This is a genomic window from uncultured Granulicatella sp. (assembly GCF_963521425.1).
GTDB lineage: Bacteria > Bacillota > Bacilli > Lactobacillales > Aerococcaceae > Granulicatella.
This window is the reverse complement of sequence record NZ_CAUQUN010000029.1, coordinates 21026-27974: the sequence shown is the minus strand read 5'-3', so window position 1 is coordinate 27974 and position 6949 is coordinate 21026. Positions and strand designations below refer to the sequence as shown.

Annotated in this window: 4 protein-coding genes; 2 read left to right on the top strand and 2 right to left on the bottom strand. The window is 33.1% G+C overall.

What is annotated here, in order from left to right; all coding sequences use genetic code 11:
- Nucleotides 1–387: 387 nt before the first annotated feature.
- Entirely contained in the window at nucleotides 388–990 is a 603-nt protein-coding gene (gene plsY / locus RWO76_RS07515) for a glycerol-3-phosphate 1-O-acyltransferase PlsY (protein ID WP_314355039.1), read from the bottom strand.
- A 173-nt stretch (nucleotides 991–1163) separates the two neighbouring features.
- On the opposite strand from plsY, the gene parE reads away from it, so the two are divergent.
- Both parE and parC read left to right on the top strand, forming a co-directional pair.
- Nucleotides 1164–3212, top strand: a complete 2049-nt coding sequence (gene parE / locus RWO76_RS07510) for a DNA topoisomerase IV subunit B (protein WP_314355038.1) — start codon at nucleotides 1164–1166, stop codon at nucleotides 3210–3212.
- A 1-nt stretch (nucleotide 3213) separates the two neighbouring features.
- Nucleotides 3214–5670 carry a DNA topoisomerase IV subunit A gene (gene parC, locus RWO76_RS07505; protein ID WP_314355036.1) on the top strand — a complete coding sequence of 819 codons (2457 nt, stop codon included), beginning with the start codon at nucleotides 3214–3216 and terminating at the stop codon, nucleotides 5668–5670.
- A gap of 79 nt (nucleotides 5671–5749) precedes the next feature.
- Here the strand turns inward: parC and RWO76_RS07500 are convergent, their stop codons facing one another.
- Nucleotides 5750–6943: a putative glycoside hydrolase gene (locus tag RWO76_RS07500; protein ID WP_314355035.1), complete on the bottom strand. Its 1194-nt coding sequence runs from the start codon at nucleotides 6941–6943 to the stop codon at nucleotides 5750–5752.
- Nucleotides 6944–6949 lie beyond the last annotated feature (6 nt).

The following is a 6949-nucleotide window of genomic DNA, read 5'->3' as shown; positions in this document are numbered from 1 at the left end:
GGGATTTTATTTATTTCAAGATAGATAAATTGGAATAGTTACTGATTCAAAAAGATCACACTTATTGACATTGAAACCAAAGTAATACTAAAACGAAAAAGACAAGGATAAATGAAGTGACCCCAAAAGTTAGATTTTTGTGTCTAACTTTTGGGGTGCAGTATATTTTCGGTAGGATATTCTTTTTTGTGTATTCAGAATTTTTAGTAGAAAAATGTAAATATAATATAAAAGATAGGAAGAAAAATTTTTTTGTAGTGAAAGTAATGGAAGATAGTTCTCTAGCTTCCATTACAGGTAAAATTCGAGACCAAGGCTCGAATTTTAGCCATGAGACTCGCAGAGCGAGGCTGCTGGCGACCACACAAACAAATAAGATTTTTCTTCCTATCTTTTGTTACGCTTAAAAATATCAACTTTCGGTTCTGTTCCATTCAAAATTCTTTGAATATTCGTACGGTGTCGATAAATTATAAAGATATCAACAATAAGAGCAATCGTTGTTAAAACCATATCTTGGAAATACAGAGATGCTAGTACACCGATAGAAATAGTGACCATACTAGAAAAACTCACCATTTTAGAAATTCCTAAAATAATGACAAATAATAATAAACATGGAATGAACAATTCTGGTTTATAAGCCAAAATAATTCCAGCAAAAGTTGCAACAGCTTTACCACCCTTAAAGTTTGCAAATAATGGATACGTATGCCCAATCACAGCAAATAAAGCAATAATGAGTGGGGAAACCCCATGTAAATCCATATGCTTTAGTAGAAGAACACTAATCGAACCTTTTAAAAGATCCATTAGTAAAACAATGGTTCCTGCTTTTTTGCCAAGAATTCTAAAGGAATTCGTAGCTCCTAAGTTGCCACTTCCGTGTTGTCTAATATCAATTTGAAAAAACTTACGTCCAATCCATAATCCAGAAGGAATGGATCCTAATAAGTATGCCATCGTAGCACCTAAAACAATGGATAGCATAGATATGTCTTTCTCCTTTAACCGTTAAATTTAATTTATACTTACTGATTATAGCATATTTTCAAAAAATTAGTCTAATTTTAAAGGGAGATAGGAAGAATTCTTGCAATATTTGAAAAATTAAGTATGATAGAGTAGATATGTTTTATAAATAGTAAGAAGGAGAGTCGTGAATGAGTAAAGTCACTAACCAATATAATGATGATTCAATTCAAGTATTAGAAGGCTTAGAAGCCGTTCGAAAACGTCCAGGGATGTATATCGGTTCAACCGACCACCGTGGATTGCATCATCTTGCCTATGAAATTGTAGATAATGCAGTCGATGAAGCTTTATCTGGATATGCGAGTAAGATTGATGTCACAATTCATAATGATGGCTCACTATCTGTAAGAGATAATGGACGTGGAATGCCAACTGGAAAACATGCTTCAGGAATTCCAACAATTCAAGTAATTTTTACCGTTTTACATGCTGGTGGTAAATTTGGACAAGGTGGATATAAAACTTCTGGAGGACTTCATGGGGTAGGTGCCAGTGTTGTAAATGCCTTATCTGATTGGTTAGAAGTTGAAGTATTACGTGATGGCGTATTATATACTCAAACCTTTAAAACAGGTGGAGAAAAAGTTAGTTCCATTAAAAAAGAAAAAACAAATCGTAAAGGTTCAGGGACAACGGTTCGTTTCTTACCAAGCGAACATATTTTTTCAACGATTGTATGGTCGTATGAAACTTTAGCGGAACGTTTACGCGAATCTGCCTTTTTATTAAAAGGATTAACGATTACATTAACGGATGAAAGAACGGATACAAGTGATGTGTTTTGTTATGAAGAAGGAATCCGTAATTTTATTCAATATTTAAATGAAGAAAAAGATACTTTATCTCCAATTGTAGATTTCAATAGTACGATTGATGGAGTAGAAACAGAATTTGCCTTTCAATATAATGACGGCTATTCTGAAACAATTTTATCATTTGTTAATAATGTTCGTACAAAAGATGGTGGAACTCATGAAGTAGGAATGAAAACTGCCTTAACAAAAGCTTTTAATGAATATGCTCGTAAAGTGGGTCTATTAAAAGAAAAAGATAAAAATCTAGAAGGTAGTGACGTTCGTGAAGGATTAACAGCAATTGTTTCTTTACGTGTGCCGGAAGAGATTTTACAATTTGAAGGACAAACGAAGGATAAATTAGGAACTCCTGCTGCAAGAAGTATTGTTGATAATACGATTTTTGAACAATTAGGAATCTTTTTAACAGAAAATGGTGAAATCGCTCAAGAATTAATTCGTAAAGCTCTAAAAGCAAGAGAAGCACGTGAAGCGAGTCGTAAAGCAAGAGAAGAGAGCCGTAACGGTAAAAAAGGGAAGAAAAAAGAAACACTTCTATCAGGAAAATTAACACCTGCTCAAGGGAAAAATCCTAAAAAGAATGAACTTTACTTAGTAGAGGGAGATTCTGCAGGAGGTTCTGCTAAACAAGGGCGTGACCGTAAATTCCAAGCAATCTTACCATTACGAGGAAAAGTTATTAATACGGAAAAAGCTTCTTTATCCGATATTTTAAAAAATGAAGAAATTAATACCATTATTTATACAATCGGTGCTGGAGTTGGAACAGATTTTAATATTGAAGATTGTAATTACGATAAAATTGTCATTATGACCGATGCGGATACCGATGGAGCTCATATTCAAGTATTACTATTAACATTCTTCTATCGTTATATGAAACCATTAATTGAAGCAGGAAAAGTATATTTAGCTTTACCTCCATTGTTCAAGATTTCAAAAGGAACTGGTAAAAAACAAGTTGTAGAATATGCTTGGACTGAAAAAGAATTAGAAGAAAAAATTAAAAAAGTTGGCAAAGGATATTTATTACAACGTTATAAAGGTCTGGGTGAAATGAATGCAGACCAATTATGGGAAACAACGATGAATCCTGAAACAAGAACATTAATTCGTGTTGTTATTGATGATAAAGCTCAAGCAGAACGTCGAGTGAGTACATTAATGGGAAATAAAGTTGAACCACGTAGAAAATGGATTGAAAGTCATGTGGAATTTAGTTTAGAAGATGGAAAGAGTATTTTAGAAACAGAAGGGCATCTAACTGTGACTGAGCAACCAAAAGTTTCTAAAGCAGAAAAAGAAGAAGTAAATTCTCCATCATCTGTTGAACAATTATCACTATTAATGGAGGAGGAATAATATGAGCATGCAGCAAGATATCCAAGAGTTAAATCTTGAAGATGTAATGGGCGATCGCTTTGGACGTTATTCCAAATATATTATTCAAGATCGTGCTTTACCAGATATTCGTGATGGATTAAAACCTGTACAAAGACGTATTTTATATGCGATGTTTGTAGAAGGAAATACGAGTGAAAAACAATTTAGAAAATCTGCTAAAACTGTCGGTAATGTAATTGGTAATTATCATCCTCATGGTGATTCATCGGTTTATGAAGCGATGGTTCGTTTAAGCCAAGATTGGAAATTAAGAGATGTTTTAGTTGAAATGCATGGAAATAACGGTAGTATGGATGGAGACCCAGCTGCTGCCATGCGTTATACGGAAGCTCGTTTATCAAAAATTTCTGAAGAATTATTACGTGATTTAGACAAGAAAACAGTTGATTTTGTATTAAACTTTGATGATACAGAAGAAGAACCAACAGTTTTACCAGCTCGATTCCCTAATTTATTAGTTAATGGTGCTACAGGGATTTCTGCTGGTTATGCAACTGAAATTCCAACACATAATTTAGGTGAAGTCATTGATGCAACAATTCATACCATTGATCACCCAAAAGCAACAGTTAAGGAATTAATGCAATTTGTAAAGGGGCCAGATTTTCCAACTGGAGCGATTATTCAAGGAATAGATGAATTAGAACAAGCGTATGAAACCGGTAAAGGTAAAGTAGTTGTTCGTTCTAAAACATCCATTGAAGATATTAAAGGTGGAAAAAGTCAAATTGTTGTCTCAGAAATTCCTTATGAAGTGAATAAAGCTTTATTAGTGAAGAAAATTGATGAAATTCGATTAAATAAAAAAATTGAAGGTATTGCCGAAGTAAGGGATGAATCTGATCGTACTGGTTTACAAATTGTCATTGAGTTAAAAAAAGAAGCAAATGCAGAAGGAATTTTAAATTATTTACTAAAAAATACTGAGCTTCAAATTAATTATAATTTTAATATGGTTGCGATTGATGCTAGACGTCCAATGCAAGTTGGGTTGAAGAAAATACTCGATTCTTATATTGCGCATCAAAAAGAAGTTATTACAAAAAGAACTCAGTTTGACTTAAATAAAGCGCAAGATCGTTTGCATATTGTAGATGGTTTAATGAAAGCTTTATCGATATTAGATGAAGTGATTGCGTTAATTCGTAATAGTAATGATAAAAAAGATGCGAAAGAGAAATTAGTCGAAACCTATGATTTTACTATGACTCAAGCAGAAGCAATTGTTAGCTTGCAATTATATCGTTTAACAAATACAGATATTACAATTTTACAAGAAGAAAAATTAGACTTAAATGAACGTGTAGCTACTTTAACAAGTATTTTAAAATCAGAAAAAACATTATTACAAGTGATGAAGCAAGAATTACGTGAATTAAAGAAAAAATATGCAACATCTCGTTTAACTGAAATTCAAGCAGAAATTAAAGAAATTAAAATTGAAACCGAGATTTTAATTCCAGAAGAAGAAGTGTATGTAGTCGCTACAAAACAAGGCTATTACAAACGAGTGAGTCCACGTTCCTTTGCTTCAAGTGCTCCTGAAGAGAATGGATTGCGTGAAGGGGACGAAGTCTTACTTGTTCAAAAAGTATCGACTTTAGATAGTTTAGTGTTATTTACGTCTAAAGGGAATTATTTACATCTACCGGTTCACGAAATTCCTGAAGCAAAATGGAAAGATGTAGGGCATCATTTAAGTCAATCCATTTCTCTAGCGACAAATGAAATTATTTTAGCTGGTATGGTGAAAGAAAAAGATAGTACGGAAGTTTATCAAGATTGGACAGTTGTATTCTTTACAAAAGAGGGACTTGTGAAACAAACTGCGTTAAATGAATTTAATACGTATAGAGGCTATAAAACTCGTACAAGTAATGCCATTAAATTAAAAACAGCAACGGATGAAGTAGTTGTTGTTGAACTAGTTCCAAATCAAGAGCAAGAAATCTTTATTGTGACCCATTGTGGTTTTGGCTTACGTTATGAATTAAGTGAAGTTCCAGTTGTAGGTACTGTTGCAAGTGGAGTTAAGGCAATTAATTTAAGAAAAGATGATTTTGTTGCTGGAGCAATGGTATATAGCCCGGAACATAAAGTTGTTTCAGCGTTCTTGGTGACTCAACGTGGATCGGTGAAACGCTTCAATGTTTTAGAAGTTTCAATGCTTACGAGAGCTAAGAGAGGATTAATGGTCTTAAGAGAATTGAAGAGTAATCCTCATCGAGTTGTTTATTTAGACGGTAATATTACCTCAAAACAAGAATATATTGTTGTTTCGACAAATGGGGAAATGAAAGAGATTCGCCCAATGGATTTAAGTTTAGTGGATCGTACAAGTAATGGTTCAGCATTGTTAAATGATGTAGATGGAGTTACGAAGACAGTATTAAAAAAATTTGTTTATAGTCTTTAATAGACTTTCTTAGTTAGTAGTATTACTTGCCATATAAAAAACGACAGAACCTTAAATGATTCTGTCGTTTTTCTTTGTCTTAAAAATTAATTTCTGTTGAATATTGACTGGCTGCATTCCATAGTAAGTATTCTTTAATTCCTGCTTCTTTTAGAGCCTTAATTTCTTGACTAATTACCTCAGCAGTATATAGCTGGAAGTTTCCTTCACCTAAAAAATCAGCTGTAAAAGCTTGAATCCATGGTCTTGATGTTGGTGACGGATTTAATTCCTTTACATAACTGTTTTCTATTTTCATGTACTCAGTTACTATGTCATATGGTTGCTTATCTGGATCTTTGACACCAAATATACCTTTTACCCAATGACTTGGAAATATCATTGGTGAAATAACATCCACATGATCAGCTATATTAGTGAATTTTTGACCAATTCCACCAATTTTTTTAGAAGTAATCGCATGAGCTATTATATCGGCTGATAGATGAACATCATAGGGCTTTAATCTTTCGCGAACAAACTCAACAAATTCGGTAATAGCTGCGATACGAGCTTCATCCATATCTGTATAATGACTAAAATCACCTAAATCATAATCTAAGTATTTTTCCACTAATTCAAATCCAAGGGGAAAACGAACATAGTCTAATTGAATATCTTTGAACCCCGCTTTAGCTGCACCTACTGCAATTTCAGCAATGTATTCCCAATTTTCTTTTAAGAAAGGATTCAAGAAAGCTTCACCTTCATTGTTATTCCAAACACTTCCAGCCTGGGTACGAAATGTTAATTCAGGATTTTGATAAGGAACTAGATGGTCTCCAAAACTTACGATACGAGCAATGGGATAAATCTGATGTTTTTCTAATGTTTTTAGTAATTGTTTTGTGTCTGTTATCTCATTAACGGTATTGCTTTGAATTAATTTATTATCTGTTTCTAATGGCATAGTTATTTTCCCATAACCATCTCGTACATCTACAACTACCGCATTAATGTCAGTTTTGTCCACATATTGAATTATTTTGTCTAGTTCAGTACCTTTTGCTCTAAAAGCTTGTACATAAATTCCTTTTACACCTTCTTTAGGATAAGGTATATTAATGCCTGAATCATAAGTACTACTTGTAGGGAAATTAACAGGAACTTTTAGTAAGCTTGAAGTTCTTAAAGTCAATTTTTGTGTTACTTCTTCCTCAGCACGAGCAGAGTGTAGCAATAGAACAAACATACTTATAAAAAGAATACGAGTAATTTTTACAAATGTTTTCATCAGCAT

Coding starts and splice junctions, on each gene's coding strand:
- plsY (WP_314355039.1), bottom strand. CDS start 990: ATGCTATCCATTGTTTTAGGTGCTACGATGGCATACTTATTAGGATCC.
- parE (WP_314355038.1), top strand. CDS start 1,164: ATGAGTAAAGTCACTAACCAATATAATGATGATTCAATTCAAGTATTA.
- parC (WP_314355036.1), top strand. CDS start 3,214: ATGAGCATGCAGCAAGATATCCAAGAGTTAAATCTTGAAGATGTAATG.
- RWO76_RS07500 (WP_314355035.1), bottom strand. CDS start 6,943: ATGAAAACATTTGTAAAAATTACTCGTATTCTTTTTATAAGTATGTTT.